Source organism: Acidimicrobiales bacterium, assembly GCA_036270875.1.
Classification (GTDB): domain Bacteria; phylum Actinomycetota; class Acidimicrobiia; order Acidimicrobiales; family AC-9; genus AC-9.
Genome location: DATBBR010000075.1, coordinates 1 through 19,704, shown reverse-complemented (window position 1 = coordinate 19,704; position 19,704 = coordinate 1). Strand labels below are relative to the sequence as shown.

Below are 19,704 nucleotides of genomic sequence, written 5' to 3'. Positions count from 1 at the left end.
CTCGGTTGTCAGCCGGTCAGGCGCAGCCGGCGGAATCCCTCGGCGTAGCGCACCCCGGCCTGACGACCGCTCTCCTCGGCCCGCTCCCGGATGACCGTGCGCAGCCACTCCCCGGTCTCGGTCAGCTGGCTGCGGTGGCACAGCACCGCCTCGAGCTTGACGTCCAACGTGGCCGAGACGTCGACCCACACGTCCGGCTCGAGCGTGCCCGAGAGATAGACCACCTCGACCTGGTGCGGGGGTCCGGTCTCGGGGAAGTACAACGGCAGGGCAGCGGCGGGAGCCACGGCATCGAGGGTGGCCCAGCCGACGACGCGGTGGTCCAGATGGTTGTAGTAGTCCTGCCCGAACATGACCGCCTGGGGGTCCGGGCACACGACGACCTGGGGGCGCACCTCCCGAACCATTGCCACCAGCTCGCGCCGCAGGTCGGGCCCGTTCTCGAGCTCGCCGTCGGGGTGACCGAGCAGATGGTGACCGGTGAGGCCGACGAGGCTGGCCGCGGCCGCCACCTCTTCCGCCCGGCGGGACACCAGCTCGGCCGGATCGGTCGCCGGGTCCGACGAGCCCTTGTCGCCGCTGGTGCACACGACCGTGTGCACCTCGGACCCGGCGGCGCTCCAACGAGCCAGGGTGCCGCCGCACGAGACCTCGGGATCGTCGGGATGCGCATAGCAGGCAAGCACGCTCGACGGTGCCTCACGGACCATCTCGGCCATCCCAGGCGAGCGTAGCCAGGAGGCGGGCTCGTCACGGCGATGAGGCCGGCCCGCCTCGGGCTCAGACGACGGTCCGGCGCCGCGCCCTACGGCGCGCTCGACAGCGCCTTGGCGGCGCGCTCGATCCCGTCGTCGTCGACATCGTGGTGGGTCATCAGGCGCACCGTCCGGGGGGCGACGGTACCGGCGAGCACGCCCTCCGATCGGAGGTGGTCCAGCAGGAGCTCGGGTCGATCGTGACGGAAGATCACGATGTTGGTCGGCGCCTGGGACGCGTCGCACCCGGCGTCAGGCCAACGCTCGGCCACGGCCCCGGCCAGGCGCGCCGCCCGCCGGTGGTCGTCGGCCAACCGCTCGACCATGCGCTCCAGCGCCACCAGGCCGGCAGCCGCGATGACACCGGCCTGGCGCATCCCCCCGCCGAGGCGGGCCCGTTCGGCCCGTGCCGCGCCAATCACGTCCTCGCTACCGGCGAGCATCGAGCCGACCGGCGCACAGAGGCCCTTCGACAGGCACGACATCACCGTCGTCACATGCCGCGCGAACGCGCCCGCCGGGATGCCCGTCGCCACCTCCGCGTTGAACAGGCGGGCCCCGTCCATGTGCAGGGGGAGTCCCCGGGCGGCGAGCGCCACCGACTCGAGCGCCTCCAGCGACCAGGGGCGTCCGCCGGCGTGCATGTGGGTGTTCTCCACCGCGACCATGCCGACCCGGGGCTGGTGATGCTCGGCGGCCTCGAGCGCCCAGGCCACGTCGTCTTCTGACAGCAGGCCACGGTCGTCGTCCACGGTGTGGAACTGGATGCCGGCGTTGCGCGCACCGCCCCCGTGCTCGTGCACGACCACGTGCTGGCGGCGGCCGGCGACGACGATGGTCGCCGGCTCGGCGAGCACCCGCAGCGCCACCTGGTTGCCCATGGTCCCCGAGGGGACGAACAAGGCGGCCTCCTTGCCGACGCGCGCCGCGAACGCCGCCTCCAGGGCGTTGACCGTCGGGTCCTCCCGGTAGACGTCGTCGCCCACCTCGGCCCCGGCCATGGCACGGCGCATCTCGGGCGTGGGACGGGTCACCGTGTCGGAGCGGAGATCGACCAGCCCGTCGCGCATCGGAGCCAGGGTATCGCCGGCGGCGCAGCCCCCGGGCCGGCGCCGGGTGGTGCGCGCCCCGTCACGGACCGCGCCCGCCCGCGCTAGACCGTGGACATGGCGGACCTCGACGAGCTCCTCCAGATGGCCGTGGCCGTGGCCCGATCGGCCGGCGATCTGCTCCTCGACGGCCTTCACCGGAGCCGGACGAGCGTCCGCACGAAATCCTCCCGCACCGACATGGTCACCGAGATGGACCTCGCCAGCGAGTCCCTCATCGCCGCGTCGCTCCACCGCCAACGGCCGAGGGACGCCATCCTCGCCGAAGAGGGCGCCCGACAGGAGGGCAGCACAGGAGTCCGCTGGATCGTCGACCCCCTCGACGGGACGACCAACTACCTCTACGCGTGGCCCGCCTTCGCCGTGTCGATCGCCGCCGAGATCGACGGTCGCGTCGCCGCGGGCGTCGTCCACGATCCGTCGCATGACGAGACCTTCGTCGCCATGCGAGGTGTTGGGGCCTGGATCTCGAGTCCCGGCGCTGATGGCGGGCCTGACCCGCAGGGGGGAAGGTCGCCGGCCGCGGAAGACGGCCGGAGGCCATTGCAGCTCGACGCATCGCCGCCGCTGGGGGACGCGTTGGTCGGGACCGGCTTCAACTACGACGCCACTCTGCGCGCCCGCCAGGCCGAGGTCCTCACCCGCGTCCTCCCGGTCGTTCGCGACATCCGCCGAGCGGGCGCCGCCGCCCTGGATCTGTGCTGGGTCGCGGCCGGGCGCCTCGACGCCTTCTTCGAAGCCGGGCTCCAACCCTGGGACTGGGCCGCGGGTGCCCTCGTCGCCGGGGAGTCGGGCGCGTGGGTTGGCGACCTCGAGGGTGGACCGCCGTCGGGATCGATGACGCTGGCCGCCGCCCCCGAGCTGGCGGCTCGCCTACGAGCGCTGCTCGTCGAGGCCGGCGCCCGGAGCGCTCCCCTGGACACTCCGGGCTGAGCGCGCGGCCCGCCTCACTCGAAGAAGACCTCGGCGACGTCCCGGACGAGCTGCTCGTCGACCGTCTTGAGCTCGGCCAGCGCCTCGGCCAACGGGACTCGGACGATGGCGTCCGCTCGGAGGGCCACCATGGTGTCGAACGCCCCGGCATGGACGGCATCGATGGCCGCCACACCAAAGCGGGTCGCCAGGACCCGGTCGTAGGCCGTGGGCGTGCCGCCGCGCTGCACGTGGCCGAGGATCGTCACTCTGGACTCGAAGCCCGTGCGCCGTTCGATCTCCTCGGCGAGCAGGTTGCCGATGCCCCCCAGGCGCTCGTGGCCGAACTGGTCGACCGACGACGACGCCAGCTGCAGCGTGCCCTCCTCGGGCTTCGCCCCCTCGGCGACGACCACTATGGAGGCGAACCGACCCTTCTGATGGCGCCGCTTGAGGCTCTCGCACACGGCGTCGATGTCGAACGGTTCCTCGGGGACCAGGATCTCGGCGGCGCCGCCGGCGATGCCGGCGTAGGTCGCGATCCATCCCGCATGTCGGCCCATCACCTCGCAGACGATGACCCGGTCGTGCGATTCCGCCGTGGTGTGGAGGCGGTCGATGGCGTCGGTCGCGATCTGCACGGCGGTGTGAAAGCCGAAGGTCACCTCCGTCGCAGACAGATCGTTGTCGATCGTCTTGGGCACCCCGACGATCGACAGACCCTCACCTGAGAGGCGATGGGCGACCCCGAGGGTGTCCTCGCCCCCGATGGCAACCACGGCGTCCAGGGCGTGGTCCGCCACGGTCTCGCGCACGCCGGCCACGCCGCCGTCGACCTTGAAGGGGTTGGTGCGCGAGGTGCCGAGGATGGTCCCCCCTCGGGGAAGGATCCCTCGGCACCGCTCCACGTCCAGCTGCAGCGTGCGGCCCTCGATCGCGCCTCGCCAGCCGTCGGCGATGCCGACGAACCCGTCTCTGTAGGCCACCTCGCCCTTGCGAACCACGGCCCGGATCACCGCGTTCAGGCCCGGGCAGTCGCCCCCACCCGTCAGCACGCCGACTCGCATCGGCCTACCTCCTCACACTCGCCGCTTGGGCTCGGTCGCCTTGCTCAGCAAGCCGACCTCCCGCTCGAAATCACCCACGTCCTCGAAGCCCTTGTACACGCTGGCAAAGCGCAGGTACGCCACCTCGTCCAGACGGCGAAGCCGGTCGAGGACAGCGACGCCGATCTGCTGGCTGGTCAGCTCCGGACCGAGCAGTCGCATGGCCTCCTCGACCTCGCCGGCCAGGGCGTCCATGGCTTCGCCGCTCACGGGCCGGTTCTTGGTGGCCGCCCGCACGCCGGCGACCACCTTGGAGCGCTCGAACGGCTCCCGGTCGCCCGATCGCTTGACGACCATCGGCGCCGCCTCCTCGATGCGCTCGAAGGTCGTGAACCGGCGCCCGCAGCTCGCACACTCGCGCCGGCGGCGGATGGCCGTGCCGTCGTCGGCCAAGCGCGAGTCCACCACCCGGTCCTCGAGGCTCGAGCACATCGGACAGCGCATAGGCGCGGACGCTATCGCTCCAACTTCGCCGGCGCGTCGTGTCTCTGGTGCGTCCCAGCGACACTGGCCGCCGTCGCGGCCGACGGCGAGATCAGGGCAGCACGACGCGCTGACCGGCCTGGAGGGAGCCCCCCGGGACCTGTGTGGACAGCTGATCCACCAGGGGCCGCGGGTCTTGGTCGGGGTGCAGGTGACGGGCGATGCTCCACAGCGTGTCGCCCGGCTGGACAATGTAGGTCCGGGTGCCGGCGGCGGCCGCGGCTGGCGTCGCCCGCCCGGGGACGACGAGGGGATCGCCCCCGGGCAGGACGAGGGGCCGGATGACCAGCACCAGCCCCACGACGAACGCGATGGCCGTCAGCCGACGCCGGATCGTGGCCCTTCGCCGCGCCGCCGGACTGGGGGGGCGGCGGCGTCGGCGATCGATGGGCTCGGCGCCGGCCAGCCGGCGCGGCTCGGGCGGCCGCACGGGCTGGCGAGCGCCGGCACGGTCCCGTGGGAGGGGGTAGGCAATGGCGGCCATGCTCGCTCGCTTCTGCTCGATCGGTTCACGTCGCCCGGGTCTCGTCGCCCGGGTCTCGGCGCCCGGGTCTCGTCGCCTGCCGTGACTCGAACACCTGTTCTCCTGCCATCCAGCAGATCACGAACGTCTGTTCGTTGTCAAGCGGCGGTCGAACAGATGTTTCCCCCCGCACGACGGCCCTGGTACCCTGGGAACGCACGTTCGACGCCGGGTCCGATGCGGGCCCGGTCGCAGGGAGATTCCACGGGAACGGTGCCCGCTGGACGGGCCGACGGGGAGGAGAGCGAGACAATGCCCGAGGCGATGCTCAGCGGCAAGCGGCGGGAGATCCTCGACTTCATCGCCGAGCGGCTCCAGGAGCGCGGCTATCCACCGTCGGTGCGCGAGATCGGCGAGGCCGTGGGCCTCAACTCGTCGTCGACTGTCCACGCCCACCTGGCCACGCTCCAGCGCCAGGGCTTCCTGCAGCGCGACCCGACCAAGCCCCGCGCCATCACGGTCAGCTACGACCCCTCCTCGGGGGCGGCGCTGGCCAGCCGGCCGGTGCGGCACGTGCCCCTGGTCGGAGAGGTGGCCGCCGGAACCGACGTGCTCGCCCAGGAGAACGTCGAGGACCTCATGCCCCTCCCCCAGGACTTCACCGGGACCGGCACCCTGTTCATGCTCAAGGTGCGCGGCGACTCGATGGTGGGCGCCGGGATCCTCGACGGCGACTACGTCGTGGTGCGCCAGCAGCCCGAGGTCGAGCGGGGCGACATCGTCGCCGCCGGCCTCCCCGATGGCGACGCCACCGTGAAGTTCTACAGCCGCCGGGGGCGCAAGGTGGTGCTCCGGCCCGCCAACCCTGACTACGAGCCGCTCGAGCACGACGCGGCCGAGGTGACCGTCTACGGCAAGGTGGTGACCGTCCTCCGCCGGCTCTAACCGGCCCCCAATCAGGAGAGCCGGGTCAGGAGACCCGGGTCAGGAGGGCCGGATCACGACAGCTTGGCCAGGGCCGCCTCGTAGTCGGCGCGGTTGCGCGGCGTGAGCATCTCCGGGGACGCGAAGGTGGCCACGACGGTGCCGGTCTTGTCGATCACGAACGTCGCCCGGTCCGCGCAGCCCAGGGCCTCGTTGAACACTCCGTAGGCCCGGGCCACGGCACCGTGGGGCCAGAAGTCGCCCAGCACCGGGAACCCGAAGCCCTGCTCCTCGGCCCACCGAGCCTGGGCGAAGGGGCTGTCACAGGAGACGGCGAGGAGCTGCGCGTTCGCGGTCTGGAATGACGAAAGGTCATCGCGCAGCTCGCACAGCTCGCCTTGGCAGACGCCGGTGAAGGTGAACGGGTAGAAGACGAGCACCACGTTCTCCTTGCCGCGGAAATCCGACAGCTTCACCTTGTTGCGGCCCTCGCTGAGCTCGAAATCCGGGGCCTCCTGGCCGACCTCGATTGCCACGAACGATCCTCCATTCCATGGGCGGACCCGTCAGTCTACGGGGCTCCCCGCACGACCGACCGCAGCGCGCCGTAGACGGACTCGAGGTCCTCGCGGGCCACCCGCTCGGTCGCGGTATGGGCCAGGGCCGAATCGCCCGGCCCGAAGTTCGTCGCCGGCACGCCCACGGCGCTGAAGAAGGCGACGTCGGTCCAGCCCAGCTTCGCCCGCGGTGGCAGGCCCGACCGCTCGACCAGCCCAGCCAGAAGCGGATGGCCGAGGGCAGGAGGCGCCGGGTTGGAGACGGACTCCACCTCGATGGTGTCGCCGGCGGCGGAGTCGAGAGCGGGGGCCAGCAGATCGCGCAGCGACGCGAGCGCCTCCTCGACGTCGCGGTCGGGCGCGAAGCGGTGATTGAGCACCAGCCGGGCCCGATCCGGGACCACGTTGGGGGCGACCGATCCCTCGACGCCCACGGCCTGGAGCGACTCGCGGAACTCACACCCGTCGATGACGGGTCGGCGCTCCTGGTACCCGGCGACCAGGGCCAGCACCGGCGCCAGGCGGTGGACCGCGTTCTCGCCCATCCAGGGTCGAGCGGTGTGGGCGCGCTCCCCCACCAGTGTCAGGGCGACCCGCATCGTGCCTTGGCAGCCCGCCTCGACCCGGCCGCCCGTCGGTTCAGCGAGGACGGCGGCGTCGGCAGCCAGCAGGTCCGGACGATCGGCGCGCAGCAGGCTGAGGCCGTTGTGGCGCTGATCGACCTCCTCGCACTCGTAGAGCACGTAGGTCACATCCACGGAAGGATCGGCCTCGGTCACCGCCAGCTCGCACAGCACGGCCAGCCCGCCCTTCATGTCGGTGGCGCCGAGCCCCCACAAGGTCTCGCCCTCGACCCGCGCGCCCTGGTTGCCGTTGGGCGGCACGGTGTCGAGATGACCAGCGAGGAGCAGCCGCTGCGCTCGACCCAGCTGGGTCCGAGCCACCACCGTGTTGGCGATCCGATCGACCTGGAGCCAGGGCGCCTCCTTCAGCAAAGCCTCGACACGCTCGGCGATGACGGCCTCGTCGTGGCTGACAGAGGGGATGTCGACCAGCTCGGCGCTGCGGGCGAGGAGGTCCCTCACCGCGGCGCCGACGGCCGGGCTGCCAACCGGACGGGCACGCTCATACCGAGACGCCGTGGTCGCGGAGCACGTCGTTGAGCCGGGACTTGTCGTGCCGCTCGCCCTCGGTGAGCCGCTTGATCACCAGCACGCACGGGATGAAGAACTCCCCACCGGGATACCGGCGAGGTCGAGAGGCGCTGATGGCCACGCTCCACGGCGGCACGACGCCCCGCCCGACCTCGGCGCCCGTCTCGGCGTCGATCACCGGGATCGAGGGATTGAGGATCACGCCCTCCCCAAGCACCGCGCCGCGCCCGATGCGGGCCCCCTGGGTCACCATGCAGCGGCTGCCCACCATCGCCTCGTCCTCCACCACAACCGGTGCCGCCTGGGCCGGCTCGAGCACGCCGCCGATGCCGACACCTCCAGAGAGGTGCACGTTGGTGCCGATCTGGGCGCACGAGCCCACCGTCGCCCAGGTGTCGACCATGGTCCCGGCTCCCACCCGGGCGCCGATGTTCACGTAGCTGGGCATGAGGACCACGCCCCGATCGAGGAAGGAGCCCCACCGCGCCGAGGCGCCGGGGACGACGCGGACACCGGCGGCTGCGAAACGCCGCTTCAGGGGGATCCGGTCCGCGTACTCGAAGGGCCCGAGCTCGACGGTCTCCATGGCCGAGAGCCGGAAGAGAAGCAGGATGGCCCGCTTCAGCCACTGATGGACGACCACGTCGCCGTCACCGGCGACTTCGGCGACGCGAGCTTCCCCGGTGTCGAGCAGGTCGATCGCCTGGCGCACCGTCGCCAGTGCGTCGCGGTCATCCGGGCCCAGCGCGTCCCGGCGCTCCCACAGCTCGTCGATGTTGGCTTGGAGGTCCGCCATTGGCCGCGACCCTACTCAGCGCTGCTGCCCGCGCCCGGCGTGGTCACCCGGCGCCGAGGCGACGGGCCACAAGGTCGAGGCGCTCGGTGGGCTGCACCAGGGCGACCCGCACGTGACCCGCTCCCTGCGACCCGTAGAGGTCTCCCGGGCTGACCAGGGCACCGCCGTCGGCGGCCAGTCGCTCGGTGAACGCCCACGACCTGGTCGCGGGCTGGCCGTCTCCCGGGGCCGGCGCCCACAGATACAGCCCGCCAGCCGGAGGTGACACCGCGACCCCGATGGCGGCGAGGATGTACCGAAAGCGCTCCAACCGCTCCCGATACCGCTCGCGCTGCTCCGAGGCGTGGTCGTCGTCGTCGAGCGCGAGCGCGGCGGCCGCCTGGACGGGGCCGGCCACGATCATCCCGGCGTGCTTGCGCACTTCCGACAGGTAGTGCACGAGGGCCGGGTCCCCGGCGTAGAAGCCGGCCCGCAAGCCGGCCAGGTTCGAGCGCTTCGACAGGGAATGGACGGCGATGACGCCGTCGAGGCCATCCTCGAGGATTGTCCGTGGCCGGCCCTCCCAGGTGAGCTCGGCGTAGCACTCGTCGCTGAGCACCGGCACACCCCGCGCCCGTCCCCAGGCCGCCGCCGCCACCAGGTCGTGCACCGCCCCGGTCGGGTTGGCCGGGCTGTTGACCCAGAGGCCCAGGGCCCGATCGGCGTCGGCCTCGTCGATGGCGCTCAGGTCGAGGCGCCAGTCGTCGTCGACGGGGACCGCAACGGACCGGCAGCCGGCCAGGACGGCGCCCATCTCGTAGGTGGGGTAGGCCACGCCCGGGTGCAGCACCGTGTCGCGATCCGGGGTCCGCAGCCGCAGCCACTGGGGCAGGGTGGCGACCAGCTCCTTGGTCCCGACACAGGCGGCGACCGCCTCGACGGGAACCTCGACACCGAACCGCCTGGCCATCCAGTCCCTGGCCGCCCCCCGGTACCGCGGGCTGCCCACCGACATCGGGTATCCCCGCTCGGTCCCCGACGAGGACAGGGCGGCCACCGCGGCCGGCGGCGGTGGATCGCCGGGCGTGCCGACTGACAGGTCGACGACCCCGCCCTCGTGGGCGTCAGCCTTCGCCCGGGCGCTGGCGAGGCGCTCGTAGGGGTACACCGGAGGCTGGAAGCCCGCCGTCACGAGAGGTCGTCCTCCCGGTCGGCATCGACCAGGAACTCGCCGAAGCGGCCCGCCTCGGCGGGATCGAGGCGGGCCCGCAGCCGGGTGGCCGACTCCTCATGCGACTCGACGAGGACCTCGGCCTCGCGATGGATGGCGGCGACCACGTCGCCCCGGCTGTAAGGCACGACCAGCTCGATCGGCCGCGACAGCGACCGCAGCCGATCACGCACGGCCGTCAGCAGATCGTCGACGCCGGCGCCGGTGAGCGAGGAGATGGCCACCGATCCCTGGTGCGTCCCCGCCAGCTTGTCCGCGGCCGGCGCCACGTCCACCTTGTTGAAGGCAAGGAGCTCGGGCACCTCCCCGGCACCGATCTCGGCCAGCACCGTCCGCACGGCATCGATCTGCGCCTCGGGATCTGGCGCGTCCCCGTCGACGACGTGCACCAGGAGGTCCGACTCGGACACCACCTCCAGGGTGGAGCGAAAGGCCTCCACCAGCTGGTGCGGCAGCTTGCGCACGAAACCCACCGTGTCGGAGCACAGGACCTGCTCGCCCCCCGGCAGGTCCAGCCGGCGGGTGCGGGGATCGAGGGTGGCGAACAGGCGGTCCTCGACCAACACGCCCGCGTCGGTGAGCCGGTTGAGCAAGGTGGACTTGCCGGCGTTGGTGTAACCCACCAGCGAGATCGAGCGCCGCCGCGACCGCTGACGGGACCGACGCTGCGTGCGGCGGGTCCGCGACAGCTGCCTGAGGTCGGCCTCGAGGCGGGTCATCCTGCGCACGAGACGACGGCGGTCCACCTCCAGCTGCGTCTCGCCGGGGCCGCGGGTGCCGATCCCACCCGCCTGCTGGCTGAGCGCCTTTCCCTTGCCTCGCAGCCTCGGCAGCCGGTAGCGCAGCAGCGCCAGCTCGACCTGGGCCTTGCCCTCCTGGGTGTGGGCGTTCTGGGCGAAGATGTCGAGGATCACGGCGGTGCGGTCGATGGCGGTGCGCCCGAGGATGCGCTCGAGGTTGCGCTGCTGTGCCGGGGTCAGCTCGTCGTCGAACACCACCGTGTCAGCGTCGACGGTCTCCGACAGTCGGTGCAGCTCCTCCGCCTTGCCCTTGCCGACATAGGTCGCAGGATCGGGGGCGTCGCGCCGCTGGAGGACGCGAGCCGCCTCGTCGGCGCCGGCCGTGTCGACGAGCAGTGCCAGCTCGTCCAGGCTGGCCTCGGCCTCGGCCACGCCGGTAGGTGGCAGCGCCACGCCGACCATCACGATCCGCTCCCTGAAGCTGCGCTCGATGAGGCTCAAGGAACCTCCACCTCGACGGTGCAGATGCGCCGCACGAGGCCTGCAAGCATGACCCCGCGACCGTTCAGACCGACCTCGAGCGTGCCGCCCGGGTTGTGCACCAGCACCCGGTCGCCGACGACCCCCCACGCCCGAGCTGCCGCCGCGGCCGCGCAGCTGCCGGTGCCGCACGCCAGCGTCTCGCCCACTCCCCGCTCCCAGACCCGCAGGACCAGCTCTCCAGGTGCCGGACCGGGGGCGACGAGCTCGACGTTGATGCCGTCGGCGTAGGCGTCCTGGGCCGCGGATCCCGTGCGGGCCACGTCGACGCCGTCGAGATTGGGGCCGAGCAGCACCAGGTGGGGGTTGCCGACGCTCACCGTGCGGGCCCGCCAGTCCCCGTCGGGAAGCAGCTTCTCGACGGCCTGATCGTCGTCCTCGGCACCCAGCTCGGCCCCACCCATGTCGACGCTCACCTGCATCGTGCCCATCCCCTGGCCAGGGCCGACCGTCAGCGTTCGGGGACCGGCAAGCGTGCGGATGACGAACACGGGTCCCTTGGCCAGGTGTGCGTCGACCGCCGCCTGGGCCAGGCAGCGGACACCGTTGCCACTCATCTCGGCGACGCCGCCGTCGGCGTTGCGCAGCTCCATGCGCAGCACGGCGCCGTCATTGCCGGGCTCGGCCCGCGTGGCGCGAATCAGCCCGTCCGCCCCCACGCCCCCGTGGCGATCGCACACGAAGCGCGCCAGCGCGGCGTCGAGCGGCTGGCGGCCGTCCGGGTCCAGCAGCACGAGGAAGTCGTTCCCCTGGCCATGGTGCTTGGTCAGGCGGAGGACGGGCATCGGATCCAGTGTCCCAGCAGGGTGGGGATCACGGCGAGCGGATTGGCGTCGCCGCCGGGATCGACGGGGTCGATCCACGCGATGCGCGGATCGCGCCGGAACCACGCCCGCTGCCGCCGGGCGAACGACCGCGTCCGGCGGATGCCGTCGGCTGTCGCCTCGTCCAGCGGCACGCCCCGTTCAACATGGCCGAGCAGCTCGCGGTAGCCGAGGGCCTGGCGGGCGGTCCGCGACAGCCCCTCTGGTCTGTCGGCGAGGATTCGCACCTCCTGGAGAAAGCCGTCACCCAACTGAGCCAGGAACCGCTCCTCGATGCGTCTGGCCACCACGGGTGCCGGCAGCCGCAGCCCGACGAGGGTGAACCGCGAAGAGGGATAGGCGGCCAGTCCCGGTCCGAACGAGGAGAACCTCCGTCCGCTGCCGAGGGTCACCTCCAGCGCCCGGACGACCCGCCGGCGGTTCGACGGCCCCATCCGATGCGCCGCCACGGGATCGAGGTCGGCCAGGCGGGCATGCAGGGTACCGACGCCACCCGGGCGGTCCGCCTCGGCCTCCAGCTCGGCGGCGACCTCGGGCCACTGGCCCGGCAGCTCGAGATCGTCGACCACGGCCTGGAGGTAGAGGCCGGTGCCGCCGACGAGCAGGGCGCGATGACCTCGCGCCTCGATGCCGTCCAGGACGTCGCGCGCCGCGGCCTGGAACCGGCTCACCGAGTAGTCCTCCGACGGGTCGGCCAGGTCGAGCAGATGATGAGGAACCTCGGCCCGCTGGGCTGGCGTGGGCTTGGCCGTCCCGACGTCCATGCCGCGGTACACGCACATGGAGTCGACGGACACCAGCTCGATGTCGGGCCGGCGCCGGGCGATCTCGAACGCCACCGCTGACTTGCCGGAGGCGGTCGTGCCCACAAGGGCCAGGTGCCGGCCACTCGGCTCGGGCGCCGCTGTCATGTCGGATCCCAAGGTAGTCGGGCGCCGTCGGATCGGGTGCGACCGAGGCCTGTCTCGCGTGTCACCATGACGCGGTGCAGTCCGATCAGACCCTTCAGATCAAGCCCGGCACCAGGTGGTCCGAGGTCTATGACCGCTGTCGGGCCATCGCCCCTGAGGCGTTCGGTCCCGACGGAGTCCGCAACCTCTGGGGGGGCGAGTGGCGTGAGAGCGGCACCGCCCTCCGCTCGGTGTCGTCCATCGACGGCACCGCCATCGCCGGGCCGCCGATGCTCGAGCCCGAGGAGGCCGAGGAGGCCCTGCGGGCGGCCGTGGCCGACCACCGGGCGTGGGCCGTCGTCCCCCTCGACGAGCGACGACAACGGGTCAGGGACGCCGTCGAGGCTCTCGAGGCCCACCGCGAGCTCCTCGCCCTGCTCCTCGTGTGGGAGGTCGGCAAGCCCTTCCGGCAGTCCATCGTCGAGGTGGATCGCACGATCTCCGGGGTGACCTGGTACGTCGACAACATCACGCCGATGCTCGAGGGGCGCCGGCCGCTCTACGGTCCGGTGTCCAACATCGCCTCGTGGAACTATCCGCTGTCGGTGCTGGTGCACGCCATGTTCGTCCAGGCCCTGGCGGGCAACGCCTGCATCGCCAAGGCGCCGACCGACGGCGGCGTCTCCACCCTCACCCTGGCCCTGGCCCTGGCCCGGCGGGCGGGGCTGCCCGTGACCCTGGTGAGCGGGTCCGGCGGCCTTCTGTCCCCGGTGCTGGTGCGGTCGCCGGAGATCGGGTGCCTCGCCTTCGTCGGTGGCCGGGAGGCGGGCGGACAGATCGTCTCCGAGCTCGTGCGCACCGACAAGCGCCACATGCTGGAGCAGGAAGGGCTCAACGCCTGGGGCATCTGGCAGTTCTCCGACTGGGAGGGCCTCGCCGTCCACCTGCGCAAGGGCTTCGAGTACGCCAAGCAGCGGTGCACCGCCTACCCCCGCTACGTCGTGCAGCGGTCGCTCTTCGACGAGTTCCTCGCCACTCTCCTGCCGGTGCTGGACTCCCTGGAGTTCGGCAATCCGCTGGCCGTGGGCGATCCCGGCGACCCGCTTCCCGACCTCGACTTCGGCCCGCTCATCACCGCCGGGAAGGCGACAGAGCTGGCCGCCGACGTGGAGGAGGCCATCGACCGCGGCGGCGTCCCCCTGTACCGGGGACCGACCACCCGGGGCCACTTCGTGGCCGATCAGGACACGTCGGCCTACGTGCCGCCGGTCGCCATCTTCGACCCGCCCCGGAGCTCGGCCTTGTACCACGCCGAGCCCTTCGGGCCCATCGACACCCTGGTCGTTGTGGACACGCCGGCAGAGCTGCTGGCGGCGATGAACGTCTCCAACGGGGCCCTGGTGGCGTCGATCGCCTGCGACGACGCCGAGGTCGCCAACAAGCTGGCCGCCGAGCTCCAGTCGTTCAAGGTCGGCGTGAACAAGCCCCGATCCCGCGGCGACCGCGACGAGCCGTTCGGCGGCCGAGGGGCGTCGTGGAAGGGTGCCTTCGTGGGCGGCGAGTACCTGGTGCAAGCGGTCACCGAGGGGCCACCGGGGGAGCGCCTCTTCGGGCACTTCCCGGACTACCAGCGCTACCCACCGACCTGAGGGCCGGGGGCGGTCAGCCCGTCAGCCGGCCCTGACCGGGATGCGCGCCCGGCGCGCTCGACCGGTCACCGCGACCAGCTCGCCGCCGAGGTGGTGGGGTGCCGCCGTGGTGACCCGCACCCGGGCCAGGGTGCCCGCCGCCAGCGGCGCCTCCGATCGGCTGCCGGGCGTGGGGAAGTGGACGAGCTTGTTCTGCCTGGTGCGACCCGAGATGACGTCGGGATCGCGCTTGCTCGGCCCTTCGATGAGCACCTCCTCGGTCCGACCGATTCGGCCGCGGTGCTTCGCCAGCGCCGAGCGCTCGACGACCACCCGCAGCTGGGCGAAGCGCTCGGCCGCGACCTCGGCCGGCACCGCCTCGTCGGTCATGGCCGCCGCCCGCGTGCCCGGTCGGGGTGAGAACAGGAATGTGTACGCGCTGTCGTACTCGGCCTCGGCGACCACCTCGAGGGTGCGGTCGAAGTCGCGGTCGGTCTCACCGGGGAAGCCGACGATGATGTCGGTCGTCACGGCGAGGTCCGGGATGGCCGCCCGGGCGGCGGCCAGGCGGTCGAGGTACCGACCCGCGGTGTAGCCCCGACGCATGGCGGCCAGTACGCGATCGCTTCCCGACTGCAGCGGGAGGTGCAGGTGCTCGCACACCGCGCCCACCTCGGCCATGGCGGCGATGGTCTCGGGCCGCAGGTCCTTGGGATGGGGGCTCGTATAGCGGACGCGCCTGATCCCGGGGACGGCGCCCACCGCCCGCAGCAGGTCGGCGAACAGCGGACGGGCCCGCGGCGCGCCGGCCTCTGCCCAGGCCCGCCCCGCCTGCCATGTCGTCGAGCCGGCCTCTGGGGCCGGCTCTGCCCCATCACCGCCGCCCGAGCCTGCGACGTGGTCGTCCGAGCGCAGGGCCATGGTGATGTCCCGCCCGTAGGAGTTGACGTTCTGGCCCAGGAGGGTGACCTCCACCGTGCCCGCCCGGGCGAGGTGCTCCACCTCGGCCACCACGTCGCCGAACGGGCGGCTGACCTCCCGGCCCCGCACGGCAGGCACGATGCAGAAGGCACAGCTGTTGTCGCAGCCGATCTGGATTGTGACCCACGCGGCGTGGGCCAGCTGTCGACGGACCGGGAGCGCCGAGGGGAACAAGGAACTGTCGTCGGCTGGCGCCTCGTCGAGTATCTCCATGACCGGGCCCTCGCGCCGGGCCTGGCGCAGCAGATCGGCCAGCCGGCCCACGTTGTGGGTCCCGAACACCACGTCGACCTGGTCGGCCCGCTGCTGGACCAGGCCCCGGTCCTTCTGGGCCAGACAGCCACCCACGGCGATCTGCATGCCCGGCCGGCGGGCGCGGACGGCCTTCAGCTGGCCCAGGTGCCCGTAGAGCCGGTTGTCGGCGTTCTCCCTGATGCAGCACGTGTTGAGGACCACGACATCGGCGGCGGCGACGTCGTCGGTGGCCTCCATGCCCTCCGTCTCGAGCAACCCCGCCAGCCGCTCCGAGTCGTGCTCGTTCATCTGGCACCCGAAGGTGCGCACGTGGAACTTCCGCGTCACCGGGCCAGGATAGGCCCACTGGATTTCCGCGGCTTCGCCCTACTCCGTCTCCTGCCCGACGGCGAGGGCCTCGCCGTCCTCGCCAGCGGGCGGCAACTGGTCGGCCCCGCCGCGGTGCTCGACCAGGAGCCGCAGGGCGGTGCGGCTCTGCCCGTCGATCTCGATGTCGGCGAAGTTCGGCACGCAGATGAGGTCGATGCCCGACGAGATCACGAAGCCTCGGGCGATGGCCATGGCCTTTATGGCCTGGTTGAGCGCGCCGGCGCCAACGACCTGCACCTCGACCGCGCCTGACTGCCGGAGCACGCTTGCCATCGCCCCTGCGACAGCATTTGGACTCGATTTGCTCGAGACCTTCAGCACTTCCATGTTGCCCCCAGCCAGGACCGTCGGCGGACATCGTGGTTCGGCCACGCGCCACCGTCTGATTCGACGTCCTCGACAACTCTCCCTTCTGTCGCTACTGCCAGAAGGGGAGGGGGCCGGCCGCCGCCGGGGGGAAAGCGGCGGCCGGCCCTGGGAGATCCCTAGCCCGACCCTCGACCAGCGTCACCCTGTCGCCGGTCATTCCTTCAGTGAGATGGGCTCGTCGTCTTCGGTCTGCGCCCCCAATGGAACGTCCTGAGACCCCGAACCCATTCCCACCTGTTGCCGGACACGCTCGTTGAGCTCGACCATCAACTCGGCGTTCTCCAACAGGAACTGCTTGGCGTTCTCCCGCCCCTGGCCGAGCTGCTCGCCTTCGTAGGTGTACCAGGCTCCGGACTTCTTCACGATGCCCAGGTCGACGGCGACGTCGATGACCGACCCCTCCCGGCTGATGCCCCGGCCGTACATGATGTCGAACTCTGCGGATTTGAAAGGCGGCGAGCACTTGTTCTTCACGACCTTGACCCGCGTGCGGTTGCCGATGACCTCGCCGCCGTCCTTGATGGACTCGATCCTGCGGATGTCGAGGCGGACCGAGGAGTAGAACTTCAGCGCCCGCCCGCCAGGGGTCACCTCAGGTGAGCCGTAGACGACCCCGATCTTCTCTCGCAGCTGATTGATGAATATGGCGATGGTGTTCGAGCGGCTAAGGGTCCCGGTGAGCTTGCGCAGCGCCTGGGACATGAGACGGGCCTGGAGGCCGACGTGGGCGTCGCCCATCTCTCCCTCGATCTCCGCTCGGGGGGTGAGGGCCGCCACCGAGTCGACGACCAGCACGTCGAGGGCTCCCGACCGGATGAGCATGTCGGCGATCTCGAGCGCCTGCTCCCCGGTGTCGGGCTGGGAGATCAGCAGCTCGTCGATGTCGACGCCGATGGCCTTGGCGTAGACCGGGTCCATGGCGTGCTCGGCGTCGATGTAGGCGCAGATGCCCCCGTTGCGCTGCCCCTCGGCCACCACGTGCATGGCCAAGGTCGACTTCCCCGAGGACTCGGGTCCGTAGAGCTCGACGATCCGGCCCCGGGGCAATCCACCCACGCCGAGGGCCAGGTCGAGGGCCATGGCGCCGGTGGGAACGGACTCGATGGCCATGTCCGCCCGCTCGCCCATGCGCATGATCGAGCCCTTGCCGAACTGCTTCTCGACGTGCCCGATCGCCATGTCGAGCGCCTTGTCACGTTCCACCGGATCCCCTCTCGTCGTGGCGGCTTGATTCGGGCCTCACCCTATGGATGGGGTGTGACGATCACACTGTTGGAACTCCAGAAGTGTAGTTCCGAACGCGTGTTCGGGTAGGGATTTCGGGCGCCCGCTTCTCAACCCAGGGGAAGGGAAGCCACGACGTCGTACCGGGCCCCTTCCCGGTGGGGGGTACTGGCGACGAGGGTCAGCTCGGCGACCTTCCAGCGAGCGACCAGGGGCGTCCCCCGCAACTGGCGCAGGTCCCCCCTGCGCCCACGGGCGCGGGCCAGCGTCAGGTGCCCGTGGAAGGGTCGGTCCTCCGGAGGCTGGCCCACGCCGGCGGTGGCCTCCACGGTGGCCCGGGCCAGCTCGTCGAGGCCCTGGACCGGGACCTGGAGGATGCCCCGCCCCAGGCAGGCCGTCGCCGGCCCCATCTCGGCCGACACCGGCTTGGCCGAACCCACGTCGATCCGGCCGAAGGTATCGGTCACCTCGGCGAGCTCGACGGCCGCCACCTGGCCCAGGAACCGCAGCGTGACGTGCCATTGCCCCGACGTCGTCCACCGCACCCCCGGCGTCTCGGGTCGGGGCAGGTCGCCCAGCACGTCGAGGACGTCCGGCGACGGCCACACGGCGACGAACAGGCGCACGACTCACCCCGTCGGTGGCGAGAACCAGCGATCGCGGAGCACGAAGAGGTGGCGGTCGGTGACGAGGTTGAGCACCCGGCGAGCCTGCCGAAAGCGCTCCGCCACCTCCCCCACCACCCGCATGGCTCCGGTCGGCGACGGCGCCGTGTCGTACGCCAGCCGGTACCACCGGCGACCGAGGTGCTCCAGCAGGGCCACCGGCCCCGCCGGCTCCACCGACTCGGCGTGTCCGCCGGGTGGTCCGTCCGCCCCGGCAGCCAGGCGCGCCGCCCGGAGCAGCCGCGCTGTGTCGATGGGCGCCAAGGCCCGCATTGCCGTGTGATCGGGGAACACGCCGGTCAGGAAAAGGGCCAGATCACCGAGGCGGCGGTAGATGCCGACTCGCTCGGCCTCGGGCACGACCTCCAACAGCGACGCCAGGCGCACCGGGTCGAGCTCGCTGAAGCGGCGACGTCGCCAGCCCCGACGGGTCTGCACCCAGAAGCTGCCGCTGGCCACGTGCGTGTACGACGCCAGCAGCTCGACCAGGAAGAACCGCCGTGTCGGGTCGGCGAGGAAGTCGCGGAGCGCCTCGACGTCGAACACCGCCACCCGCTGGCGCGGCCCCAGCCACTCGGGCACGAACACCGCCTGCCGGAGGTCCTCCACACAGCGATGGACGGCGACGGCGAAGACGAGGAACGGCGAGCCCCGCATGAAGGGATCGGCCCCCTTCTCGACGCCGAAGACCGCCTCGAACACCTCCGGTCGGGAGAGCAGACCCTCGACCGCCGTCGGGCGGCCCCGGAGCCCGGCGACCCCGAGCATCTCGCCGGTCGCCGAGCGGTGAGCGCTCGACAACAGCCCCAGGTCGTCGTCCGTCAGGTGCTCGAGGTACGTCGTCTCCATCAGATGACAGCCCCTCAGGCGGGCGCCGGCTCGAGCATCCGCCGGCGCAGCACGTCGAGCACGGAGATGGCGGCGAACTGCCGGACGCGCTCCCGATCGCCGGGAAGCTGCATCCGCACGGCCTCGAGGGACGGACCGGGACCGGCCAGCCCGCACCACACGGTGCCGACGGCCACGCCGTCCTGCGGCGTCGGGCCGGCGACACCCGTGACGGCCAGGCCGACGTCGCTTCCCAGGACCCGGCGCGCCCCGGCGGCCATCTCCCGCGCCGTCTGCTCGCTCACCGCCGGTCCGTCGCCCACACCCAACAGGTCGCGCTTGACGGCCGTGTCGTAGACGACGACCGAGCCCCGCAGCCAGGCGCTCGCACCGGGGACGTTCACCAGCCTCGACGCCACCAGCCCGCCGGTGACGGACTCTGCCAGTCCGAGGGTGAGCCCGCGCTCCTCGAGCAGCGCCCCCACGGCGTGCTCCATCGACATCTCGTCGACCCCGAACACCGTCTCGCCCAGCAGCGTCCGAATCTCGGCCTCCTCGGCGTCCAGCAGTGCCCGGGCATCCGCCTCGTTCGCCGCCTTGGCCGTGATGCGGACCTTGATCCCCTCGATCCCGCTGGCCAGGAAGGCGATGGTCGGGTTCCCGCCCGCCTCGTCGAGGGCGGTCAGGCGGGGCCCCACCATCTCGGCCAGCATGGATTCGGACAGGCCCCAGGAACGCAGGGTGCGGCTGAGGATGACCGCTGCCGCACCGGCTCGGGCCTGCAGGTCGGGGATGACGGCCCGCTCGGCCATCTCCATCATCTCGTGCGGCACTCCCGGCACGGCGTAGATGACCTTGTGGCCCACGGGGCAGACGAGCCCGGGTGCCGTTCCCCGGACGTGGGGGATCACGGTGGCGCCCT

The 19,704-nt window shown here is 72.0% G+C and carries 20 protein-coding genes and 1 pseudogene; 3 read left to right on the top strand and 18 right to left on the bottom strand.

The features are described 5' to 3' along the window. Positions 1-8: 8 nt before the first annotated feature. On the bottom strand, positions 9-719 hold the full coding sequence (locus VH112_08940; protein HEX4540359.1) for a PIG-L deacetylase family protein: 711 nt from the start codon (positions 717-719) through the stop codon (positions 9-11). Positions 720-805: 86 nt separating this feature from the next. Next, a complete protein-coding gene (locus VH112_08935; protein ID HEX4540358.1) occupies positions 806-1,825 on the bottom strand; it encodes a GntG family PLP-dependent aldolase in 1,020 nt (339 codons plus the stop codon). Between the two features lie 96 nt (positions 1,826-1,921). Between VH112_08935 and VH112_08930 the strand changes: the two genes are divergently transcribed. Next, positions 1,922-2,797: an inositol monophosphatase family protein gene (locus VH112_08930; GenBank protein HEX4540357.1), complete on the top strand. Its 876-nt coding sequence runs from the start codon at positions 1,922-1,924 to the stop codon at positions 2,795-2,797. 14 nt (positions 2,798-2,811) lie between these two features. Here VH112_08930 and VH112_08925 read toward each other — a convergent pair whose 3' ends face one another. The 3 genes from VH112_08925 to VH112_08915 all read right to left on the bottom strand — a co-directional run bounded on the left by VH112_08925 (position 2,812) and on the right by VH112_08915 (position 4,849). Then, on the bottom strand, positions 2,812-3,843 hold the full coding sequence (locus VH112_08925) for a 6-phosphofructokinase (protein ID HEX4540356.1): 1,032 nt from the start codon (positions 3,841-3,843) through the stop codon (positions 2,812-2,814). 12 nt (positions 3,844-3,855) lie between these two features. Beyond that, positions 3,856-4,314, bottom strand: coding sequence for a transcriptional regulator NrdR (gene nrdR, locus VH112_08920; protein HEX4540355.1), 459 nt, complete (start codon positions 4,312-4,314; stop codon positions 3,856-3,858). 103 nt (positions 4,315-4,417) lie between these two features. Continuing rightward, on the bottom strand, positions 4,418-4,849 hold the full coding sequence (locus VH112_08915) for a LysM domain-containing protein (protein HEX4540354.1): 432 nt from the start codon (positions 4,847-4,849) through the stop codon (positions 4,418-4,420). Between the two features lie 291 nt (positions 4,850-5,140). Between VH112_08915 and lexA the strand changes: the two genes are divergently transcribed. Further along, positions 5,141-5,773, top strand: a complete 633-nt coding sequence (gene lexA, locus VH112_08910) for a transcriptional repressor LexA (protein ID HEX4540353.1) — start codon at positions 5,141-5,143, stop codon at positions 5,771-5,773. Between the two features lie 53 nt (positions 5,774-5,826). On the opposite strand, the gene VH112_08905 is transcribed toward lexA, so the two are convergent. The 7 genes from VH112_08905 to miaA are packed head-to-tail and all read right to left on the bottom strand — an operon-like array spanning position 5,827 to position 12,484. Then, positions 5,827-6,288 carry a peroxiredoxin gene (locus VH112_08905; protein HEX4540352.1) on the bottom strand — a complete coding sequence of 154 codons (462 nt, stop codon included), beginning with the start codon at positions 6,286-6,288 and terminating at the stop codon, positions 5,827-5,829. A gap of 35 nt (positions 6,289-6,323) precedes the next feature. After that, positions 6,324-7,394: a succinyl-diaminopimelate desuccinylase gene (gene dapE / locus VH112_08900; GenBank protein ID HEX4540351.1), complete on the bottom strand. Its 1,071-nt coding sequence runs from the start codon at positions 7,392-7,394 to the stop codon at positions 6,324-6,326. Between the two features lie 40 nt (positions 7,395-7,434). Beyond that, the gene (locus tag VH112_08895) at positions 7,435-8,259 is read right to left on the bottom strand and encodes a 2,3,4,5-tetrahydropyridine-2,6-dicarboxylate N-succinyltransferase (protein ID HEX4540350.1); all 825 of its coding nucleotides are present in this window, start codon (positions 8,257-8,259) and stop codon (positions 7,435-7,437) included. A gap of 43 nt (positions 8,260-8,302) precedes the next feature. Then, positions 8,303-9,430 carry a succinyldiaminopimelate transaminase gene (gene dapC / locus VH112_08890; GenBank protein HEX4540349.1) on the bottom strand — a complete coding sequence of 376 codons (1,128 nt, stop codon included), beginning with the start codon at positions 9,428-9,430 and terminating at the stop codon, positions 8,303-8,305. Further along, positions 9,427-10,710: a GTPase HflX gene (gene hflX / locus VH112_08885; GenBank protein ID HEX4540348.1), complete on the bottom strand. Its 1,284-nt coding sequence runs from the start codon at positions 10,708-10,710 to the stop codon at positions 9,427-9,429. Before hflX ends, dapC begins: the two co-directional genes overlap by 4 nt. Beyond that, on the bottom strand, positions 10,707-11,534 hold the full coding sequence (gene dapF / locus VH112_08880; protein ID HEX4540347.1) for a diaminopimelate epimerase: 828 nt from the start codon (positions 11,532-11,534) through the stop codon (positions 10,707-10,709). The genes hflX and dapF overlap by 4 nt, the downstream gene beginning before the upstream one ends. After that, positions 11,516-12,484 carry a tRNA (adenosine(37)-N6)-dimethylallyltransferase MiaA gene (gene miaA, locus VH112_08875; protein ID HEX4540346.1) on the bottom strand — a complete coding sequence of 323 codons (969 nt, stop codon included), beginning with the start codon at positions 12,482-12,484 and terminating at the stop codon, positions 11,516-11,518. The genes dapF and miaA overlap by 19 nt, the downstream gene beginning before the upstream one ends. A 74-nt stretch (positions 12,485-12,558) precedes the next feature. Between miaA and VH112_08870 the strand changes: the two genes are divergently transcribed. Beyond that, positions 12,559-14,112: an aldehyde dehydrogenase family protein gene (locus tag VH112_08870; protein HEX4540345.1), complete on the top strand. Its 1,554-nt coding sequence runs from the start codon at positions 12,559-12,561 to the stop codon at positions 14,110-14,112. Positions 14,113-14,133: 21 nt separating this feature from the next. Here the strand turns inward: VH112_08870 and VH112_08865 are convergent, their stop codons facing one another. From VH112_08865 to VH112_08840, 6 genes and pseudogenes are all read right to left on the bottom strand, one after another. Continuing rightward, positions 14,134-15,654: a radical SAM protein gene (locus VH112_08865; protein ID HEX4540344.1), complete on the bottom strand. Its 1,521-nt coding sequence runs from the start codon at positions 15,652-15,654 to the stop codon at positions 14,134-14,136. Positions 15,655-15,765: 111 nt separating this feature from the next. Continuing rightward, positions 15,766-16,023, bottom strand: a pseudogene (locus VH112_08860) (stage V sporulation protein S). 195 nt (positions 16,024-16,218) lie between these two features. Next, positions 16,219-17,268 carry a recombinase RecA gene (gene recA, locus VH112_08855; GenBank protein ID HEX4540343.1) on the bottom strand — a complete coding sequence of 350 codons (1,050 nt, stop codon included), beginning with the start codon at positions 17,266-17,268 and terminating at the stop codon, positions 16,219-16,221. Positions 17,269-17,399: 131 nt separating this feature from the next. Next, on the bottom strand, positions 17,400-17,915 hold the full coding sequence (gene thpR / locus VH112_08850; GenBank protein ID HEX4540342.1) for an RNA 2',3'-cyclic phosphodiesterase: 516 nt from the start codon (positions 17,913-17,915) through the stop codon (positions 17,400-17,402). A gap of 3 nt (positions 17,916-17,918) precedes the next feature. Further along, positions 17,919-18,803 carry a hypothetical protein gene (locus VH112_08845; GenBank protein ID HEX4540341.1) on the bottom strand — a complete coding sequence of 295 codons (885 nt, stop codon included), beginning with the start codon at positions 18,801-18,803 and terminating at the stop codon, positions 17,919-17,921. 14 nt (positions 18,804-18,817) lie between these two features. Then, positions 18,818-19,704, bottom strand: an 887-nt coding sequence (locus VH112_08840; GenBank protein ID HEX4540340.1) for a nicotinamide-nucleotide amidohydrolase family protein, incomplete at its 5' end; no start/stop codon positions are given.

Excerpts from the sequence above, each read along its gene's own strand:
- VH112_08940 (HEX4540359.1), bottom strand. The coding sequence starts at position 719 with ATGGCCGAGATGGTCCGTGAGGCACCGTCGAGCGTGCTTGCCTGCTAT.
- VH112_08935 (HEX4540358.1), bottom strand. The coding sequence starts at position 1,825 with ATGCGCGACGGGCTGGTCGATCTCCGCTCCGACACGGTGACCCGTCCC.
- VH112_08930 (HEX4540357.1), top strand. The coding sequence starts at position 1,922 with ATGGCGGACCTCGACGAGCTCCTCCAGATGGCCGTGGCCGTGGCCCGA.
- VH112_08925 (HEX4540356.1), bottom strand. The coding sequence starts at position 3,843 with ATGCGAGTCGGCGTGCTGACGGGTGGGGGCGACTGCCCGGGCCTGAAC.
- nrdR (HEX4540355.1), bottom strand. The coding sequence starts at position 4,314 with ATGTGCTCGAGCCTCGAGGACCGGGTGGTGGACTCGCGCTTGGCCGAC.
- VH112_08915 (HEX4540354.1), bottom strand. The coding sequence starts at position 4,849 with ATGGCCGCCATTGCCTACCCCCTCCCACGGGACCGTGCCGGCGCTCGC.
- lexA (HEX4540353.1), top strand. The coding sequence starts at position 5,141 with ATGCCCGAGGCGATGCTCAGCGGCAAGCGGCGGGAGATCCTCGACTTC.
- VH112_08895 (HEX4540350.1), bottom strand. The coding sequence starts at position 8,259 with ATGGCGGACCTCCAAGCCAACATCGACGAGCTGTGGGAGCGCCGGGAC.
- dapF (HEX4540347.1), bottom strand. The coding sequence starts at position 11,534 with ATGCCCGTCCTCCGCCTGACCAAGCACCATGGCCAGGGGAACGACTTC.
- miaA (HEX4540346.1), bottom strand. The coding sequence starts at position 12,484 with ATGACAGCGGCGCCCGAGCCGAGTGGCCGGCACCTGGCCCTTGTGGGC.
- VH112_08845 (HEX4540341.1), bottom strand. The coding sequence starts at position 18,803 with ATGGAGACGACGTACCTCGAGCACCTGACGGACGACGACCTGGGGCTG.